The organism is Brevundimonas sp., from assembly GCF_051858995.1.
Lineage (GTDB): Bacteria > Pseudomonadota > Alphaproteobacteria > Caulobacterales > Caulobacteraceae > Brevundimonas.
The window spans coordinates 84023-101019 of record NZ_JBHYGN010000011.1 but is presented as its reverse complement, the minus strand read 5'-3'; the positions used below and the strand labels follow the sequence as shown (position 1 = coordinate 101019).

The 16997-nt window shown below is 69.2% G+C and carries 14 protein-coding genes, 1 tRNA gene and 1 riboswitch; of the genes, 13 read left to right on the top strand and 2 right to left on the bottom strand.

Features of this window, described 5'->3' with window-relative positions; translation table 11 throughout:
* Positions 1–120 precede the first annotated feature (120 nt).
* Both ACTIEF_RS12755 and ACTIEF_RS12750 read left to right on the top strand, forming a co-directional pair.
* Positions 121–2169, top strand: coding sequence for a TonB-dependent receptor plug domain-containing protein (locus ACTIEF_RS12755; protein ID WP_439472516.1), 2049 nt, complete (start codon positions 121–123; stop codon positions 2167–2169).
* A 181-nt stretch (positions 2170–2350) separates the two neighbouring features.
* Entirely contained in the window at positions 2351–4441 is a 2091-nt protein-coding gene (locus ACTIEF_RS12750; RefSeq protein ID WP_439472515.1) for a TonB-dependent receptor plug domain-containing protein, read from the top strand.
* Positions 4442–4665: 224 nt separating this feature from the next.
* Here ACTIEF_RS12750 and ACTIEF_RS12745 read toward each other — a convergent pair whose 3' ends face one another.
* Complete coding sequence (locus ACTIEF_RS12745) at positions 4666–6603, bottom strand: peptide MFS transporter (protein ID WP_439472514.1); 1938 nt, start codon at positions 6601–6603, stop codon at positions 4666–4668.
* A gap of 168 nt (positions 6604–6771) precedes the next feature.
* Here ACTIEF_RS12745 and ACTIEF_RS12740 point away from each other — a divergent pair, with 168 nt between their 5' ends.
* From ACTIEF_RS12740 to ACTIEF_RS12690, 11 genes are all read left to right on the top strand, one after another.
* On the top strand, positions 6772–7710 hold the full coding sequence (locus ACTIEF_RS12740; RefSeq protein ID WP_439472513.1) for a hypothetical protein: 939 nt from the start codon (positions 6772–6774) through the stop codon (positions 7708–7710).
* 45 nt (positions 7711–7755) lie between these two features.
* On the top strand, positions 7756–8817 hold the full coding sequence (locus ACTIEF_RS12735) for an isoaspartyl peptidase/L-asparaginase family protein (protein ID WP_439472512.1): 1062 nt from the start codon (positions 7756–7758) through the stop codon (positions 8815–8817).
* A complete protein-coding gene (locus tag ACTIEF_RS12730) occupies positions 8814–9179 on the top strand; it encodes a cupin domain-containing protein (RefSeq protein ID WP_439472511.1) in 366 nt (121 codons plus the stop codon). The genes ACTIEF_RS12735 and ACTIEF_RS12730 overlap by 4 nt, the downstream gene beginning before the upstream one ends.
* On the top strand, positions 9176–9646 hold the full coding sequence (locus ACTIEF_RS12725; RefSeq protein WP_439472510.1) for a methyltransferase family protein: 471 nt from the start codon (positions 9176–9178) through the stop codon (positions 9644–9646). Before ACTIEF_RS12730 ends, ACTIEF_RS12725 begins: the two co-directional genes overlap by 4 nt.
* A gap of 20 nt (positions 9647–9666) precedes the next feature.
* Positions 9667–9903: a hypothetical protein gene (locus tag ACTIEF_RS12720; RefSeq protein ID WP_439472674.1), complete on the top strand. Its 237-nt coding sequence runs from the start codon at positions 9667–9669 to the stop codon at positions 9901–9903.
* 93 nt (positions 9904–9996) lie between these two features.
* Positions 9997–10752, top strand: coding sequence for a hypothetical protein (locus tag ACTIEF_RS12715; RefSeq protein ID WP_439472509.1), 756 nt, complete (start codon positions 9997–9999; stop codon positions 10750–10752).
* 58 nt (positions 10753–10810) lie between these two features.
* Entirely contained in the window at positions 10811–11824 is a 1014-nt protein-coding gene (locus tag ACTIEF_RS12710) for a fumarylacetoacetate hydrolase family protein (RefSeq protein WP_439472508.1), read from the top strand.
* 64 nt (positions 11825–11888) lie between these two features.
* Positions 11889–12743 (top strand): hypothetical protein, encoded by an 855-nt coding sequence (locus ACTIEF_RS12705; RefSeq protein ID WP_439472507.1) that lies wholly within the window; start codon positions 11889–11891, stop codon positions 12741–12743.
* Between the two features lie 195 nt (positions 12744–12938).
* Entirely contained in the window at positions 12939–13379 is a 441-nt protein-coding gene (locus ACTIEF_RS12700; RefSeq protein WP_439472506.1) for a DUF1453 domain-containing protein, read from the top strand.
* Positions 13376–14158, top strand: coding sequence for a hypothetical protein (locus tag ACTIEF_RS12695; RefSeq protein WP_439472505.1), 783 nt, complete (start codon positions 13376–13378; stop codon positions 14156–14158). The genes ACTIEF_RS12700 and ACTIEF_RS12695 overlap by 4 nt, the downstream gene beginning before the upstream one ends.
* Before the next feature lie 69 nt (positions 14159–14227).
* A tRNA-Leu gene (locus ACTIEF_RS12690) sits at positions 14228–14312 on the top strand.
* Positions 14313–14361: 49 nt separating this feature from the next.
* Here the strand turns inward: ACTIEF_RS12690 and metE are convergent.
* Positions 14362–16680: a 5-methyltetrahydropteroyltriglutamate--homocysteine S-methyltransferase gene (gene metE, locus ACTIEF_RS12685; protein WP_439472504.1), complete on the bottom strand. Its 2319-nt coding sequence runs from the start codon at positions 16678–16680 to the stop codon at positions 14362–14364.
* A 107-nt stretch (positions 16681–16787) separates the two neighbouring features.
* A riboswitch (cobalamin riboswitch) is annotated at positions 16788–16982 on the bottom strand.
* Positions 16983–16997 lie beyond the last annotated feature (15 nt).

Genomic DNA, 16997 nt, shown 5'->3' with positions numbered 1-16997 from the left:
AACACGAAGATGACAGCCCTGTAATGCTGTCGCCGATTTAATCCACCTGTCGGTCTTGTAACTGGAGACAGGCGAACCATCCGGTCACACCTCTCGTCACATGACGAGGGGAGTTTCGCAATGACCAGAACCATTCTGCTGGCGACGACGGCGCTGTTTATGACCGCCGGCGCGGCCGCGGCCCAAACGCCTCCGACCTCGCCGCCCGCCCCCCCGCCTGTTCAGGCCGAGGCAGGCCAGCAGGGCGTGCTGGTCTTCAATCCCGACTTCTTCGCCGACCAGCGCCCAACCACCGCCCTGGACATGGTCAACCGGGTCCCCGGCTTCAGCGTCTCGGACGGCGACGGCAGCCGCGGCTTCGAAGGCTCGGTCGGCAACGTCCTGGTCAACGGCTCGCGCCCGGCCTCCAAGAACGACACCGGCTCCAGCGTTCTGGGCCGCACCCTGGCCGCGAACGTCGAACGGATCGAGCTGATCCGCGGCGGCGCCCCGGGCATCGACATGCAGGGCTTCTCGGTCGTGGTGAACGTGATCACCCGCGAGCAGTCCAGCCGCCAGACCATCGTCACCGGCAACGCCGTGCTGTTCGAGAACGGTCAGGACGTCTACGGCGGCTCGGTCCAGTTCACCGCCAAGGACGGGGAACGCACCTGGGGCTTCACCCTCAGCGACGGCCTGTCGATGAGTGACTCGAACGGCACCGGCCCGGTCGTCCGCCGCGACGGCGCAGGCGCCGTCATCCGCAACGAGGACTTCTTCAACGACCAGAAGGGCGGCGGTCAGTCGGCCCGGGTGAACTTCGCCACGCCCTTCCTGGGCGGCAAGATCGACCTGACCGCCCGCTACGGCGTCAATGACTACGCCAACATCAACCTGCAGACCTCGCCCACCGTGCGCCGCGAGAGCCGCTACGCGGAAGACGGCAACAGCGGCGAGTTCGGCGCGGTCTACACCCGCCCGCTGAGCGACCGCCTGCGGCTGGAGACCCGCTTCATCCACGAGTTCAGCGAGTTCACCGGCGTCTCGACCAATCGCACCCGCCTGTCGGGCGTGGACAGCCCCGAGCAGCGCTTCGAATCCGACGGCGAGTCGTCCGAGACCATCCTGCGCGGCCTGTTCCGCTTCGAGCAGACGCCGAAGCTGACGTGGGAGTTCGGCGGCGAGGTCGCCTACAACATGCTGGAGACCGAGCAGTCGTTCAGCATCGGCGGGACCCCGGTCCCCCTGCCCTCCGCCTCGGTCACGGTCGAGGAGACGCGCGGCGAGATCTTCGGCAAGGGCACCTGGCGGCTGCGTGACGACCTGACGGTCGAGGGGGGCCTGCGCATGGAGGCCTCGACCATCACCCAGTCGGGCGACGCCGATCAGGAGAAGAGCTTCTACTTCGCCAAGCCCCGCCTGCTGGCGACCTGGACGCCCATGCCCAACAACCAGGTCCGCCTGCGTTTCGAACGGGAAGTCGGCCAGCTGGACTTCAGCGACTTCGCCGCCTCGGCGGATCTGGAGGACGAGAACGTCTTCGGCGGCAACATCGATCTTGAGCCGGAGCAGCGCTGGATCAGCGAGCTGACCTACGAGCGCCGCTTCCTGGGCGACGGCATCGTCAGCATCGGCCTGCGCCATGACGAGATCGTCGACGCCATCGACGCCATCCCGCTGGACGACGGTCTGTCGGCGGTCGGCAACATCGGCGACGGCACGCTGGATCAGCTGGCGCTGAACGTTCTGGTCCCGATGGACTGGGCGGGCTTCAGCGGCGGCCGCCTCGGCTTCCGCAACACCTGGAACAAGACCGAGGTCACCGACCCGACCACCGGCGAGCGCCGCCCGATCTCGAGCGTCCGCGCCTCGCAGGCCACCTTCACGGTCGCCCAGGACATCACGTCGTGGAAGCTGCAGTGGGGCGGCGCCTGGATCCCGCTGCTGGGCCAGACCAGCTTCGACCCGGACCAGCGCTTCAGCTGGCGTGGCCGCGACTATTTCGAGCTGTGGGCCGAGTACAAGCCGACCCCGACCCTCTCGATCCGCGCCCAGGTCAACCTGTGGGACAATTTCGATCAGGAGCGGATCGCCTACGGCAACCGCACCACCCGGCCCATCGACTACGTCGAGACCAAGGAGATCGACCCGCGCACCTTCTACCAGATCCGGCTGCGCAAGACGTTCTGAGATCGGTTCCGGCCTCAACGCCCCCGGAAGGGCCGGAATTCGACGGCGGCGGAGGTCCCTTACCCTCCGCCGCCCCCTCCCCGGGGGACACCAGACGAGGGCGATTAACAGACCTGTCCCGCTTGTAACTGGAGCCGAACAGCGTTCGCGGGCACACCACGCAACGACAAGGGGAGATGTCATGCGTAAGGCTTTCTGGATGGCGGGCGTTGCGATGTCCGTCCTGGCGTCTCCGACCCTCGCCCAGACCACGCCTGCGGCGCCCGAGAGCGTGGCCCAGTCGCCCCGCCCCACCGGTCCCACGCGCTCCGCCCCCGAGGTCGATGCGACCCAACGCGGCGTGCTGGTCTTCGAGCCGGTCTTCTTCGCCGACAGCCGTCCCGACACCGCCCTGGACATGATCGCGCGCCTGCCCGGCTTCGCCTTCGATTCGGGCGACAGCGGCACGCGCGGCCTCGCCGGCGCCTCGGGCAATGTCCTGATCGACGGCCAGGCGCCCTCGACCAAGACGGATGATCTGGAGGCCGTCCTGCGCCGCATCTCGGCCGCCGGGGTGGCGCGCATCGAGCTGATCCGCGGCGGCGCGCCCGGCATCGACATGCAAGGCCATCCGGTCGTCGCCAACATCGTGCTGGTCCGCACCGTGACCACCGAGCGGGTGCTGGAACTGAACGCCTACACCTATCCCGACGGCTACATCGGGCCGCTGGTCGCCGCCCGCTATGCGCGGCGCGAGGGCGACAACCAGATCGAGGCCTCGATCAGCGCCACCACCGACCGCACCGACGGCACCAGCGACGGCTATCGCCGCCGCTACGACCCGGCGGGCAACCTGATCCAGGACGCCGATCTGGAGCTGTGGGACCGCTTCCGCAACGTGCGCGCCACCGGCGCCGTGCAGCGGCGTCTGGCGGGTGGCCGCCTGCGCGTGAACGGCCTGCTGGGCTGGAACGGCAACGAGAATTCGCAGCAGGTCCGCATCCTGTCCGGCGCCGGAACCGACAGCTTCAACGACGAGGAATCGGACTCGCTCAACGGCGAGCTGGGCCTCAGTTGGGCCCGCGATCTGGGTCCGCGCACGGCGCTGGAGCTCACCGGCCTGCAACGCTACGAGACCGACGACTATACGGGCGTCTCCACCAGCGGCGGCGACAGCTCGACCTTCACCTCGGACGACACAGCCGGGGAGTCCATCGCCCGCCTCGAATTGCGTCATCGCCCCAATGAGCACTGGGCCGTCGAGACCGGCGGCGAGGTGGCGTGGAACTTCCTCGACAGCGCCACGACCTATGCCGAGAACGGCGTGCCGGTTCCCCTGCCCTCCGCCTCGGTGCGGGTCGAGGAGTTGCGCGGCGAGGTCTTCGGTCAGGCCACCTGGCGGCCGAGCCCGAGCTTCACCCTGGAGTTCGGCCTGCGGGTCGAGGTGTCCGAGATCAGCCAGTCGGGCGACAGCGACGCCAGCAAGTCCTTCGTCTATCCCAAGCCCCGCATCCAGGCGACCTGGACCCCGTGGGCGGGCCATCAGTTCCGCTTCCGCGTCGAGCGGCTGGTAGGCCAGCTGGACTTTGAGGACTTTGTCGCGTCGGCCGATATCGACATCGGTCAGGTCGAGGGCGGCAACCCCGATCTGGAACCGTCCAAGGAGACCCTGTTCGAGGCCTTCTACGAGCGTCGTTTCTGGGGTGAGGGCGTGTTCGACGTCACCCTGCAACATTCCCAGGTCGAGGACGTGGTCGATGTCATCCCGCTGGCCGGCGGCTTCGACGGCGTGGGCAATATCGGCGACGGGACGTCCAACTGGCTGCAGCTGCGCCTGACCCTGCCGATGGACCGTCTGGGCCTGTCCAACGCCCGCCTGCAGGCGCGGGGCAGCTGGTCCCAGACCAGCGTCACCGATCCCGTCACCGGCGAGGAACGGCGCTTCCAGGGCAACCAGGCCTTCGGCTGCGGGGTCAACTTCAATCAGGACCTGATGGACGGACGCTGGTCCTATGGCGTCGATCACGGCTGCAACGTCGACAAGGGCCGCATCTTCAGGGTCCGCGAGATCCGCGCCCTGCGCACCGATCCCTTCGTGACGATCTACGGCCAGTGGAAGCCGCGCTCCGACCTGACCCTGCGGATCGATCTGGGCAACGCCACCAACCAGGCCCAGGGCTACACCCGCGAGCTCCACAGCGGCCCCCGCGACGTCGCCCCGGTGACCACCCGCGAGACCCGCAGCACGAGGATGAGCCCCTGGCTCTTCTTCCAGGTGAGGAAGACTTTTTAGAGCGCTACCGCTCGTCGCGCGGCGGCTCGCTGCTTGAGCGCGAACTCAGTTCCTCCCCCTTGGGGGAGGGGGACCACGCGCAGCGTGGTGGAGGGGCGCCCGCGACAAGCTCCGTCCCGATCCGCGCTCAAGCAGCGAGGGACCGCGTCCCGAGCGATAGCGCACAAAGAAAAAGGGCGGAGCCTCCCGGCTCCGCCCTTTCCATGTCAGCGATCGCTCGCCGCTCAGCCGGTCGTGGTGGCCGAGGGATTGGCGACGTTGCCGTCTTCACGGCCCGCATCCGACAGCGACGGTCCCGGGTGGTTGCCCGGCTCGTTCACGCCGTTCGACCACTTCGAGATCACGAAGCTGATCAGGATGAAGGCGACGCCGATGCCGACGCCCCACAGGCCGATGGTCTGGAAGGTGTCCAGCGAGGTCTGCAGAGCGGCCTCGGGATTGGTCACCTGACCGCCGACGGTCTCGGTGCCGGCGCGCTTGGCGATCTCACCCCCGATGAAGTGGGCGATCGACGAGGCCATGAACCACACCGCCATCATGAAGCTGACGATCGAGGGGACCGACAGTTTGGTGATTTCGGACAGGCCCACCGGCGACAGGAACAGCTCACCGGTCGTGTGCAGCATGTAGAGCAGGCCCAGCAGCACCAGCGGGGTGCGGAAGGCGTCGTCCACCATGCCCGAGTTGGCGCCCCACACCACGACCAGGAAGCCGAGGCCGACCTGGATGATGCCGAGGCCGAACTTGACCACCGGGTTCGGGTCCATCCGGCGCTTGCCCAGGAAGGCCCACAGGGCCGCGAACACCGGGGCGAAGATCAGGATGTAGCCCGCGTTGAACGACTGGGTCTGGGCGGCGGTGATCGAGGTGTCGATCCACAGGCCCGAGGTCGAGACTCCGGCGGCGGCCAGCTGGGCCGGGGTGCCGTACGGAATGCCGAGCAGGGTGCCGGCGGCGGCGGTCAGCGACAGGTCGACGTTCCGGTCAGCGAACAGGTTCAGCGACGAACCGGCCTGTTCGAACAGGGTGAAGAACACCGCCGAACCGAAGATCAGCACCATGGCCAGCATCATCCGCTCGCGGGCGACCTTGTCCTTGCCGATCTTGAAGATGATGAACCAGGTGATGAAGCCCAGCGCCGCGATGGTCGACAGCAGCAGGCCCTGCCCCACCAGGGCGTGGTTCGGCACGATGAAGTACAGGGCGCCGACGCCGACGAAGGCCAGCAGGTAGATGATGGTCTCGCGGTTCAGGAAACCGGCGACCGGCTTTTTGATCAGCTCCGGATAGGGGCTCTCGCCCTTGCCTTGCAGCAGGGGCTTGCCCAGCCAGAAGACGACCAGACCCAGCGCCATGCCGATGCCGGCGAGGCCGAAGCCCCAGCCCCAGCCGAAGTTCTGGCCGAGGTAACCGCACAGCACGGCGGCCCAGAAGGCCCCCAGGTTGATGCCGTAGTAGTACAGGGTGAAGCCCGAATCCCGGCGCGGATCGCCTTGCGGATACAACTGGCCGACCAGGGTCGAGATGTTCGGCTTCAGGAAGCCGACGCCCATGATGATCAGCGACAGGGCTAGGAAGAACCAGTTCTCACCCGACGACTTGACGACCGACACCTGCAGCTCGCCCGGAGCGGCGGTGGCCAGCGGGGTGCCGGCGGGCGCGTTGGCGACGGTGATGTGGCCATCCGGGGTGGCGGTGTAGTCATAACCCTGGCCGTTGACGACGACTTGGCCGACCTTCTGATCGCCGCGCTCCACCATCTGAACGGCGTAGGATTCGCCGCCGGCGTTGACGACCTGACGGGCCGGGCTGCCTTCGAAGGCCATCAGGCCGTGGCCCATGACCAGCAGGATGGCGCCGAACATGATCGCCTTGCGGGTGCCGATGTAGCGGTCAGCGACGATGCCGCCGATCAGCGGCAGCAGGTACACCAGCGAGCCGTAGGTGCCGTACTGGCCGGACGCCTGGGCGTCGGGGAAGAGGAAATGCTGGGTCAGGTAGAAAATCAGCAGGCCGCGCATGCCGTAAAACGAGAAGCGTTCCCACATCTCGGCGAAGAAGCAGATGATCAACCCTCGCGGGTGCCCCTTGAGGATCTGCAAAAGCACGGGAATGCCCGTGGCGAGAGTGATGATCACCCCCAGCAAGATAACGATATTCATGCTTACCCTTTGGCTTGCGGGGGTGCGATGCCCGTTTGTGTTGTGGGCGCGCCTCTGCGGCCCCGCCTTCCCCTGACGAAGGGGCGATAGGACCACCGTGCGTGGGGGTTTACAAGCCGTAACCCTGTGTGAGAGGCGAGCGGGACGTCGCAGGAGTTTGAGTAAGACATGCTGACCCGTCGTGGGGCCCTGGCTCTCGCAGCCGCTTTTGGTGTCGCCCCCTCAGCCTGCTCCCGCGCCCCCGGCATCCGTCGCGACGTCGTCGCCGCGGGTCAGCCCGCGGCCCTGCTGATCTGGGCCGTCGCCCGCGAACGGCTGGCGGGATGGCCGCTCAAACCCGATCCGGCCTGTCTCGCCGGTCTCCCGGCGGAAGGCTCGGCCCTGCCCGATCTCGGCGGTCTGTCCGGGCGCGGACGACAGGCGAGCCGCGAGGCCATTCTCGCCCTGAAGCCAGCACTGATCCTGGACTACGGCGACACCGAGCCAGAGGACGTCGCCCGGGAAGCGCGCGCCGAGGCGGATCTGAACGTGCCGTGGACCCTGATCGATGGGCGGCTGACCAGCATCCCCGAGGCCTTCAGGCAGGCCGGCCAGTTGCTCGAGGCCTCCGGCCGGGGCGAGAAACTGGCCGAGGAGGCCGAAAAGGTGCTGACCCACTGGCGGCATTCTCCGGAGGGCCAGAGCTTCTATTACGCCAGCGGCGCAGACGGGCTGAAGACCGGCTTCCGGGGCGCCCTGGCCACCGAGGTCCTGGAGGGCGCGGGCTGGACCAATGTCGCGGTCGGCGACGCCAACACGGGGATCGTCACCCTCGATCAGATCACCGAATGGGACCCCGAGGTTCTGGTCACCCTGAACGAGACCTTCGCCCGCGCGGCCCTGCACAGCGACGTCTGGCGTCGCCGCCCCAATGGCCGGATGCGCCCCATCCTGCTGCTGCCGGACCGTCCGTTCGGCTGGATCGACCGCCCGCCGTCAGTGAACCGCCTGCTGGGCTGCGCCTGGATGGCCGCGCCACATGGCGGCTCGGTCGCCCTGGCCATGCTGAGCCGTCGCCTCTACGGCCTCGCCGCCGACGAGATCGCCCGCCCCCGGTGGCTGACCTGACGACCGCCTCTTGAGTCAGACCGGCGAAACGCCGACGCTGCGGCCATGACCCGTCTCCGCCTCGCCCTCGCGGCCCTCTTCGCCCTGACCGCCGCCCCCGCCCTCGCGCAGGAGTCGCCCCGCTGGTCCCTCGCCATCCACGGCGGCGCGGGCGTCATCGAACGCGACAGCCTGACGCCGGAACAGGACGCCGCCTATCGCGCCGCCCTGCACCGCGCGCTGGAGGCCGGACAGGCCATTCTCGCGAACGGCGGCTCGGCGCTCGACGCCGTGCAGGCGGCAATCCAGATCATGGAGGACGACCCGCTGTTCAACGCCGGGCGCGGCGCGGTCTTCACCGCCGAGGGCCGCAATGAGCTGGACGCCGCCGTCATGGACGGCTCCACCCTGAACGCCGGATCGGTCGCCGGCCTGACCACCACCCGCCACCCCATCGCCGCCGCCCGCGCGGTGATGGAGCAGTCCCCGCACGTCATGCTGATCGGCCCCGGCGCCGACCGCTTCGCCGCCTCGGTCGGGCTGGAGCAGGTGGACCCGAGCTTCTTCTTCACCGAGCGCCGCTGGCGCGGTCTGGAAACCGCCCTGCGCGCCCAGAACCTGCCGATCCCGCCACGCCCCGCCGGCGCACCCGGCCCGCAGGCGGAAAACACCCTGCCCGCCCCGCCCCTGAACGAGCGCAAATTCGGCACCGTCGGCGCGGTGGCGCTGGACCAGCAGGGCCGTCTGGCGGCGGGCACCTCCACCGGCGGCATGACCGCCAAACGCTGGGGCCGCGTCGGCGACGTGCCGGTGATCGGCGCCGGCGCCTATGCGTCCAACGCCGACGGCTGCGCGGTCTCGGCCACGGGCTCCGGCGAGTATTTCATCCGCGCGACGGTGGCGCGGGATATCTGCGTCAGCACCCGCGAGGGCGCGACCGTCCAGGCCGCCGCCGATACGGAGATCGCGGATGTCGGCTCCATCGGCGGCGACGGCGGCGTCATCGTCATGGGCCGCGACGGGACACCGGCCTTCGCCCTGAACACCTCGGGCATGTATCGCGGCGCGGTCGCCAGCGGCTCCGCGGCCGGGGTCGCCATCTACGGCGACGAGGCCCTGCGCCCATGACCGCCGCCATCGACCTGACCGAAAAGTTCGCCGCCTTCTCTGACCACTGGCGCCCCCGCATCGCCGCCCAGTTGAACGGGCAGGACGTTCGGCTGGTGAAGGTGCAGGGCGTCTTCCCCTGGCACAGCCACGCCGACGCCGAGGAGATGTTCCTGGTCTGGAAGGGCCGCTTCCGGGTCGAGTTCCGCGACCGGATCGTCAGCCTCGATTCCGGCCAGTTCATCGTCGTCCCGCGCGGCGTCGAGCATCGCACCGCCGCCGACGAGGAGGCCGAGGTGATGATCTTCGAGCCGTCCGAGGTCATCAACACCGGCGACGCCCCCGCCTCCGAATTCACCGCGCCTTCGGGACAGACTGTATGACCGGCCCCAACACTGGCCCCGTCCGCTTCCCCCCGCCCCTGATCTATGTCGGCTTCCTGCTGGCGGGCTGGGGCCTGACCTTCGTCGTCGCCGACCCGGGCCTCGGCGCCGGATGGGACGTGCGCCGCTACATCGCCTTCGCCCTGATCGTCGGCGGCCTGCTGCTGGACGGGGCGGCGATGGAAAGCTTCCGCCGCAAGGGCACCCCCGCCGAGCCGTGGAAGGAGTCCGTGGCGCTGGAGACCGGCGGCGTCTTCCGCTTCAGCCGCAACCCGATCTACGTCGGCTTCGCCCTGATCTACGCCGGCGCCGCCGTGTGGATGGACAGCCTGATCGCCCTGGCCTTGCTGCTGCCCTGCATGGTCATGGTCGATCGCTTTGTGGTCCTGCGCGAAGAAGCCTATCTGTTCGCCAAATTCGGCGCCGACTGGGACGCCTATCGATCGAAGGTGCGCCGGTGGCTGTGAGCGATGACGAACTGTCCGAAATGGCCATCGAGGAACTGGACGCCGCCTGCGCCCTGCCGTGGCCGGACATGAAGGCCGTCACGCCCTGGGGCGACACGTTCGAGGGCGTCGCGCCGTCGGGCCGGGATGTCGAGGTCGAGCGCCGCTACCTCTGGGCCCACCAGCCCGAGGGCGCCATCGCCGTCGAGGTAGAGGTGCGCCTGATCGGCGGCCGCGAAGGGGCCGAGGCCAAGGCCCTGATCCACCCGCCCGCCTGATCCGGGCGGTTTCCACAAAACCGTTAACCTTTTCCCGTTGCCAAGCGGGGCTGTCCGCGCAGAATGCCGTTCGGTCATTCAGCGGGAGCCTTCATGTCCTACGGCGCAGACTTCGCCTCGGCCGATCCGGCCAACGCCCCGCTCGACGCGCCGATCTATTTCGGCGCCGACCCGGTGCTGTGGGGCGCGCTGATTCTGGGGCTGCTGGCGGCGGCCCTGCTGGGCTGGTTCCTGCGCGGCCAGTCAGGGCCGAAGGGCGGCGACGCCTCGGACGCCATCTGGAAGGCCATCGACGGCGCCGCCAAGGACGCCATGAAGGCCGACGACAGCGCCCTGAAGGGCCGGGCCGAACACCTTCTCCACGTGGTCGACGCCCGTCTCGGCAGGACCCTGTCCCTCTCGGGCGGCAAGGAGGGTCTGGCCGCCTGCGTCACGGCCCTGCGCGGCGCCGTGGACGGCAAGCTGCCGGACAAGCCCAAGGGCGATCACGGCAAGGGTCACGACGCCGGCCACGGCCCCGGTAACGGCAAGTCCGAGGACAAGCACGGCGAGGACAAGGGCCACGACGGCCACGGCCCGACCTCCAGCGTCGGCGCCGCGGCGGCCAACATCACCATCAATGTCGCCCCTTCCGCCCCGGCCAAGCCCGCCAAGCCGGATCACGACCAACACCACCCCGCCCCGGAGCCTCGCAAGGAGATGACGGTGCGCGAACAGACCAACGCCCTGCGGCTGGCGGTCGCGGCTTTCAACGAGCACTGGCGGCACAGGGACGCCCGCACCGCCGCCTTGCGCGGCGCTCTGGCGGAACTGTCCGGCGGAAACGGCCCCACCCTCAGCCACGGTTGATCCGCCACCGACACGGCGCCCGGTTTCCCCGCGCCGGGAAACGGGTTAGGCGTGCGGCATGAAACTCGCCTCGCTCAAGCATGGCCGTGACGGCCGCCTCGTCGTCGTCTCCAGCGATCTCGCCTGGTTCACCGACGCCTTCCTGATCGCCCCCACGCTGCAAGCGGCGCTGGACAACTGGGACCGGGTCGAGCCCGACCTGCGCGCCCTGGCCGAAAGCCTGGAGCACGGTGGCGTGCCGCGCGGCCGCTTCCATGAACGCGACGCCGCCAGCCCCCTGCCCCGCGCCTATCAGTGGGCCGACGGCTCGGCCTATGTGAACCACGTCGAACTGGTCCGTAAGGCGCGCGGCGCCGAGATGCCGGAGAGCTTCTGGACCGACCCGCTGATGTATCAGGGCGGCTCGGACGGCTTCCTGGACCCGCGTGATTCGATCCCGCTGGCCGACGAAAGCTGGGGCTGTGACCTGGAGGCCGAGATCGTCGTCGTCACCGGCGACGTGCCGCAGGGCGTGAGCCGCGAAGAGGCGCTGGGCCACATCCGTCTGGTCGGCCTTGTCAATGACGTGTCGCTGCGGAACCTGATCCCGGCGGAGCTCGGCAAGGGCTTCGGCTTCGTCCAGTCCAAGCCGGCCAGCGCCCTTTCGCCGGTCTTCGTCACCCCGGACGCCCTGGGCGACCGCTGGCGGGACGGCAAGCTGCATGGAACCCTGTCGGTCCAGCTAAACGGCGCCGACTTCGGCAAGGCTGACGCCGGCGTCGACATGACCTTCGACTTCGGCACCCTGATCGCCCACCTGGCCAAGACCCGCGCCCTGTGCGCCGGCACGGTCATCGGCTCGGGCACGGTCTCGAACCGCGACGCAGACGGAGGCCCCGGCAAGCCGGTGGCCGAAGGCGGTCTGGGCTACAGCTGCATCGCCGAGGTCCGCACCGTCGAGACCATCCTGCGCGGCAAGCCGGAAACCGGCTTCCTCAAGCACGGCGACACCGTCCGGATCGAGATGCTCGACGACAAGCATCACTCGATCTTCGGGGCCATCGAACAAACGGTAGCTCCGGTTGAAGGCTGACGCCTTTTCGCCTTGGTCCCGTAGTTAAGCTCCGCCCGAGGCAATAAAAATTGGGGAGTACACAATGAACCGGAAGTCGCTTTGGCGCACGGTCGGAATGGCGTGCCTGACGCTCGCGGCCGTCCCGGCCCTGGCCCAGGATTCGGGGGACGACTGGGATTTCGGGCAGGACGCCTCGCGCGACCTCAGCATCGCCGCCGTCACCTTCCAGAATTTCGGCGTCGCCGTTCGCTGCGTGAACGACCGCCTCAGCGTCGTGGTGTCGGGCCTGCCGGAAGGCTCGGGCCGCCGCACTCTGGGCTGGACCATCAATGGCCAGACCGACGAGACGTCGCAGTGGGTCTCGGGCCGCAACAGCACCTCGGCCTTCGCCGTCTGGCCGCGCAGCATCGCCACCCAGCTGAGCCATGGCGGCCGTCTGGAGGTCGTGGTTGAAGAGAACGGCCGCGCCCGTCGTCACGTGGTCGATATCCCGGCCTCGTCGCAATCGGTGGGTCGCGTCTTCCAGGCCTGCGGCCAGAACCTGACCAGCCCGACCGATGTCGCTCCCTCGGGCGAGAACCTGACCGGCCTGCGCTGGGATCGCTATCCGACGCCCAGCTTCCCGAATCGCTCGGAAAACTATGAGGCCGGTCTGGCCGCGGTGCTGTGCACGGTTCAGCCGAACGGCTCGTTGCGCAACTGCCGCGCCGAGAGCGAATTCCCGGAAAACGGCGGCTTCGGCCGCGCCGCGGTTCTGGGCGCCCACCGCTCGGGCCGTATCTCGCCGACCACCCGCGGCGAGGCCATCGGCGGCCGGACGATCAGCTTCGTCACCACCTACGGCCAGCTGGACGGCGTCTACGTCGCCTCCCCGCCCAGCCGCCTGCCGGGCCGCGAGGAAATCTACAACCCGGGCCGCCTGACCACGCCGCAATAGGACTGTGAGACGCGTGCGACTTTACGTCCACGCGGGACCGACTAAGCTCCCCCCGTTCGCCGTCTGACGCGAACGGGGGAAGTCTTCGTGACACAACAAAACCTCATCCCGCTGATCGTTATCGCGGTCGTGATTCCGCTCATCCTGCTGCGCAATCGCAGGCCCCGGACGCTGCGACCTCAATTCTTGTGGGTCATGCCCCTGCTGATCGTCGCGGCCATCGGCTTCGGCATCTGGGGCATGAGCGTCAGCGGACGCGGCGAGGCCCCCGTCGATCCCGTCTCCCTGCTGATCCTCGCCGTCGGCCTGGGTCTGGGCGGCGCCTTCGGCTGGCAGCGCGGCAAGATGACCACCATCTTCAAGGAGCCGGACGGCACGCTGAAGGCCCAGGCCTCGCCGATCGGCCTGCTCATCGTCATCGGCGTCATGATCCTGAGGAAGGCGCTCGAGCCGTGGCTGGCGGCCCATGCCGCCGACTGGCACGTCAACCCCAACGCCATCCTCGAGGCCTTCATGCTGTTCGCCGCGGGCATGGTGGTGACCCAGCGCATCGAGATGTGGATCCGCGCCCGCAACATCCAGCACGGCGGCTCCGACGCCCACGTCGAACTCGACACCCCGGGCGCCGCGCGATGAGCCGCCCCCTCGCCGCCTTCGCCCTTCTCGCGAGCGCCGCCCTCGCCCTCCCGGCCTCGGCCCAGGAGGCGTCCGCGGATTGGGACCTGACCACCAGTGTCGAGCGGCAGCTGACGCTGGCCACGCTCGACTTCGGCGATAACGTCCTGGCCCTGCGCTGCAGCGCGGGCGCGCTCGACCTGCTGGTGACCGGGGCGCCGGTCTCGACGGCGGCCACGCGCAAGGTGCGGGTCTCGGCGGGCGCCATCGCCGCCGAGGATCAGGTCTGGATCACCCAGGCCGGCCAGCCGGTCCTCGGCGCGGATGAACCCGCCCGTCTGGCCCGCCAGCTTCGTCCGGGCGGTCAGCTGGACGTCCGCATCGAGCCGGAGACCGAGGCCGAACGGCCCCACCGCTTCCGCCTCACGGTCCCCGCCTCGGCCAACGCCGTCAACGCCGTTCTCACCGCCTGCGGCCAGCCGCTGGACGAACCGCGCGACCTGATCGCACGAGTCCCGCTCCCGAACCTCCGCTGGGAGACCGCGCCCCAGCCGACGTTCCCCGCGGCGGCCTCCAACCGGCGCGTGGAAAACGGACTGGTCCGGATGTCCTGCGTCGTAGCCGAGAACTTGACCCTGAGGGACTGCCTCGCCGACGTCGAGAACCCCAAGGACGTCGGTTTCGCCGACAGCGCCCTGGCCGCGGTCGCGCAGTCCAGAATGGCCCCCCCGCTGGATGGGACGGACATGCGCGGCCGGATCGCCCGCTTCGCCATCCGCTTCATCCCGCCCCCGTCCTGAGGCCCGTCCTGAGACCTGTTGGCGGGACCGGTTGCAATCGCGCCACCGCCCCTGTAGGCGCAGACCCACGCGGCTGTGGTGAAATTGGTAGACGCGCCGGACTCAAAATCCGGTTCCGAAAGGAGTGTCGGTTCGAGCCCGACCAGCCGCACCATCTTTGAGAAGCCCGGCCCCGCAAGGCCGGGCTTCCCGCATTTCAGCCCTCAGCCGCGCGCCGCCCGGGCGGCGGTCACCAGATTGCGCAGGGCCGCCTCGGTCTCGGGCCATTTGCGGGTCTTCAGGCCGCAGTCGGGGTTCACCCACAGCCGGTCGGCGGGCAGCTTCTCCGCCGCCGCCTTCAGCAGGGCCGTCATCTCCTCGACAGCCGGGACGCGGGGCGAGTGGATGTCATAGACGCCCGGCCCGATCTCGGCCGGGTAGCGATAGTCGTTGAAGGCGTCCAGCAGCTCCATCTGCGAGCGCGAGGTCTCGATGGAGATGACGTCGGCGTCCATGGCGCCGATCGACTGGATGATGTCGTTGAACTCCGAATAGCACATGTGGGTGTGGATCTGGGTTTCGTCCCGGACGGTCGAGGCCGTGACGCGGAAGCTCTCGACGGCCCAGTCCAGATACGCCTGCCAGTCACGGCGACGCAGGGGCAGGCCCTCGCGCAGGGCGGCCTCGTCGATCTGGATGATCGGCGCGCCCGCGGCCTCCAGATCGGCCACCTCGTCGCGGATGGCGAAGGCGATCTGGCGGCAGGTCTCGCCGCGCGGCTGGTCATCGCGCACGAAGGACCAGTTCAGGATCGTCACCGGCCCGGTCAGCATCCCCTTCATCGGCCGCGCGGTCAGCGACTGGGCATAGCGCCACCATTCCACCGTCATCGGCTGCGGACGCGACACATCGCCGAAGATGATCGGCGGTCGCACGCAGCGGCTGCCGTAGGACTGCACCCACGCCGCCTTTGTGAAGACGAAGCCCGACAGCTGCTCGCCGAAATACTGAACCATGTCGTTGCGTTCGAACTCACCGTGGACCAGCACGTCGAGCCCCACATCCTCCTGCCACTTCACCGTCCGGGCGGTCTCCTCGCGCAGGAACTGTTGGTAGGCCGTGTCATCCAGCACGCCCTTGCCGTGGTCGGCGCGCGCCTTGCGCACCTCGGCGGTCTGGGGGAAGGAGCCGATGGTCGTGGTCGGGAAGGCCGGCAGGCCCAGCCGCGCCGCCTGCGCCTGCCGCCGGATCTCGAACGAACTGTCCCGCCGGGTGAGCGCCTCGTCGCAATCCGCCGCACGCGCCTTCACCGCGGCGTCGTGGATGCGGGTCGACGTCCGGCGCGAGGCGATGGCCGCATCGGCCGCCGCCAGCTCCGCCCGCACCGCCTCCCGGCCCTCGTTCAGGGCGCGGGCCAGCACCTTCAGCTCGGCCACCTTCTGCACCGCGAAGGCCAGCCAGTCGCGCACCTCGGCGTCCAGCGCCGTCTCCCGCTCCAGATCGATCGGGGTGTGCAGCAGGGAGCAGGACGGGGCCACGATCACCGACCGCCCGCTCGCCACGACCGGTTCGATCCGGTCCAGGATGGCGGTCAGGTCGGCCTTCCAGACATTGCGTCCGTCGATGACGCCCAGCGACAGCAGCTGATCGGCCCGCGCCCCCGCGACCACCGCTTCCAGCTGCTCCGGCGCCCGCACCAGATCGACATGCAGCCCGTGGGCGGGCAGCGACATGGCCAGATCGAGGTTGTCGTCCAGCGCCCCGAAATAGGGGGTCAGCATCACCCGGATCGGCGGGGTCACATTGCACAGCACCTCATAGGCGCGGGCATAGGCCTCGCGCGCCGCCGGGCTCAGGTCGGTGACCAGGCAGGGCTCGTCCAGCTGCACCCAGGTCGCCCCGGCGCGGGCCAGCGAACGCAGCACCTCGGCATAGACCGGCAGCAGTCTGGGCAGCAGCGTCAGGGGATCGAAGTCGCCATCCCGCGCCTTGCCCAGCAGCAGATAGCTGACCGGTCCCAGCAGCACCGGGCGCGTCTCGACCCCCTTCTCCTTCGCCTCCAGATACTCGTGCAGCGCCTTCGTCGAGCCGAGGCGGAAGGTCTGGTCCGCCGTGAACTCCGGCACGATGAAGTGGTAGTTGGTGTCGAACCACTTGGTCATCTCGGCTGCGGGCACGTCCTGCGCGCCATGGATATGACCGTGCTCGCACCGCTCGCCCTGCGCGCCCCGCGCCATGGCGAAGTAGGTGTCCAGCCCGACCCGTTCGGCGTCCCAGCCGTAGATGGCGGGGACCGCCCCCACCATGGCCGTCGTGTCCAGCACATGGTCGTACAGCGAGAAGTCGTTCGACGGGATCAGGTCCGCGCCCAGGTCCCGCTGGCGCGCCCAGGCCTGACCACGAAGGTCGGCGGCGGCGGCGAGCAGCGCCTTGGCGTCGATCTTTCCGGCCCAGTGGGCCTCAAGCGCGGTCTTGAGCTCTCGCTTCGGACCAATACGGGGAAAGCCGAGGGTGGCGACCTGAACGGGGGAGCGGGCGGTCATGGGGCGAAGCCTTTGCAAGAGGCAGGGCTTCGGACAGGGACGCGCGAACGCTCACGCGGGCAACAGGTCCGGCGGCGCACTTGCGGCCTGACCGGACACCCCGCCGGAGGACGTTATCTGTCGGGGCAGGTCTCCTGGCTCACGGGTCGACGCCTCCGGTCCGGCCTTCCCGGGAGGCGAACCCCCAGTGACACGAGATGGACCTTCGGCTCGCCGCTCACAGTTGCGGGGGCAGCGCCGGCGTCACACCGGCTTCCCTCTTAGCTCCGCACGGCCCGAAGACCGCGCGCAGAACCACGACCCCGCGAGACTGCCAC